General features: G+C 75.0%; 3 protein-coding genes. 2 read left to right on the top strand and 1 reads right to left on the bottom strand.

Annotated elements, in window-relative coordinates; translation table 11 throughout:
- Positions 1-295, top strand: a 295-nt coding sequence (locus tag AE652_RS40185) for a zinc-binding dehydrogenase (RefSeq protein ID WP_159028711.1), incomplete at its 5' end; no start/stop codon positions are given.
- Between the two features lie 261 nt (positions 296-556).
- Here the strand turns inward: AE652_RS40185 and AE652_RS47020 are convergent.
- Entirely contained in the window at positions 557-742 is a 186-nt protein-coding gene (locus tag AE652_RS47020; RefSeq protein ID WP_117487948.1) for a hypothetical protein, read from the bottom strand.
- 177 nt (positions 743-919) lie between these two features.
- Here AE652_RS47020 and AE652_RS40180 point away from each other — a divergent pair.
- Positions 920-2,106, top strand: a 1,187-nt coding sequence (locus tag AE652_RS40180) for a LuxR C-terminal-related transcriptional regulator (RefSeq protein ID WP_049660679.1), incomplete at its 3' end; no start/stop codon positions are given.

The following is a 2,106-nucleotide window of genomic DNA, read 5'->3' as shown; positions in this document are numbered from 1 at the left end:
CGCGCGGATCGTGCTGTTCGGCAACGCGGGCGGCGGCGCCGTCGCCGACCTGCCCCCGCTCGGCCACCTGATGGCGGGCAACCTGACCGTCACCGGCTTCAGCCACCGCGGCCTGGCCGCCACCGCCCCCGAGCGGCTGGCCCGCGCCGTCCGCCGGGTCCTCGGCCTCCTCGCCGACGGCGGCCTGGACCTGCCGGTCACCGAACTGCCCGGCCTCGACGCCGTCCCGGCCGCCCACGACGCCATGCAGGAGGGCCGGGCGACCGGCAAGTACGTGGTGCGCGTCGGCGGTTGAGCCCCTCGCACCCGCGGGTACGGCAACGCGCCCTGCACGGGAAGTCGACTCCGCCGACTTCCCGTGCAGGGCGCGCTACGTCACTTCACCGGGCGGATCAGCTCGCGGACCCTGCGGAGGCCCCGGCGGAGGGGGCGGAAGGCGCGGAGCCGGCCCGGCCGGTGGCGGTGGGCGCGGTACGGACGGAACGCTTCAGAGCCATGTGCATGACAGGACTTCCCTTTCGATGAGGAGGGGACGGGAGTCGCCCGCGACGACGCGTCAGCTCAGCGGCTTGCCCGGGCACCAGGCGTCGCCCCAGGCCGTCGTCTGGACGCAGTGGTGGCCGTCGTGCACGCCGCCGGGTTCCGTCAGCGTCGCGCCGTCGAACACGGAGGCGCCGGCCGGAGCCACCCCGCCCAACCAGGCGGCGGCACCCAGCGCGACCACGGCCAGTGTCCGCGTCACGATTCCTCGCATGACGACAACTCCCATCACTTCGGGGACGGTTCCACACGTTCCGGGCATTTCCGCAGTTCCTGCCGCATCGCCCGGTCCGTGCTCGTCACCCTGCCAGGCGGCGGATGGCCACGGCATCCCCCGCAGGGGATCATGAGCCTGCCTGGCAGCTTTAGGAGGCATGCGATGCACCCCGTGACCGGCCCCGACCCGACCGTCCCCGACCCGACCGCCGACGTGCCCGCGCTCGACAGCGCGGCCGTCACGCTCTACCGGTGGACGGTGGTGCACGAGCGCCTCACCCCGGCGACCCTCGCCCAGGCGGCGTCGGAGACCGACCTGACCCTGCCGGAGTGCGAGGCGGCCGTCCGGCAGCTCACCGGGGCCTGCCTCCTCCAGGAACTGTTCCCCGACGACCGCCGCACGGACGGGACCCGTACGGACGCGCCCCCGGTCGCCTGGCAGCCCGTCAGCCCCCAGGCCGCGACCGCCCAGCTGCTCTCCGCCCGCGACACCGCCCTGCGCGCCCGGGAGGAGGCCCTGCGCGAGCAGCGGCGGATCGTCCAGCAGCAGCGCGACGGCCTCGCGGCGCTGGTGCCCGTCTACCTCCAGGCCCGTCAGCACGCCTTCCCCCAGGGCACCATCGACAGCCTGCCGGACAAGTTCGCGGTGCGCTCGCTGCTCGCCGACGTGATCGACTCCTGCCGCAGCGAGGTGCTGGTCTCCAAGCACGGCGGTTCGTTCTCCCCGGCCGCCCTGCGCGAGGCGCTGCCGCGCGACCTGGCGCTGCTCGACCGGGGCGTCCGGATGCGCAGCCTCTACCAGCACGCGACCCGCTTCGACCAGCCCACCCGGGTGCACGCCGAGCAGCTCATCGAGGCCGGCGCCGAGATCCGGACGCTGCCGGAGGTGCTGCCGCAGCTGATCATCGTGGACGGCTCGCTGGCCCTGCTGCCCGCCAGCTCCGGCGGCGCGCTCATCATCCGCGAGCCCGACCTGCTCTCCTACCTGCTGACGGTCTTCGAACGGGACTGGGAGAACGCGGCCCCGTTCGCCAGCGGCCCGCAGGCCGCGCACGACGTCACCAAGACGATGAAGCAGAGCATCCTGGTGCTGCTCGCGAAGGGCCTCAAGGACGAGTCCGTCGCCCGCCGCCTCGGCATCTCCCTGCGCACCTGCCGCCGCCACGTCTCGGACCTGCTGGACGGCCTCGGCGCGCACAGCCGCTTCCAGGCCGGCGTGGTCGCCGAACGGCTGGGCCTGACCTCGCACCCGGTCCCGGACGCCCCGGCCCCCGGCGAGGAGCCCGAACCGGCCCCGGCCTGCCCCGCCTGCGGCGGCCCGCTGACGGCCACCGCCCCCTCCCCCGCCGG

Source organism: Kitasatospora sp. MY 5-36 (genome assembly GCF_001182915.1).
Lineage (GTDB): Bacteria > Actinomycetota > Actinomycetes > Streptomycetales > Streptomycetaceae > Kitasatospora.
Note: the sequence above shows the minus strand (reverse complement) of the source record. Positions and strands in the feature narration are given on the sequence as shown.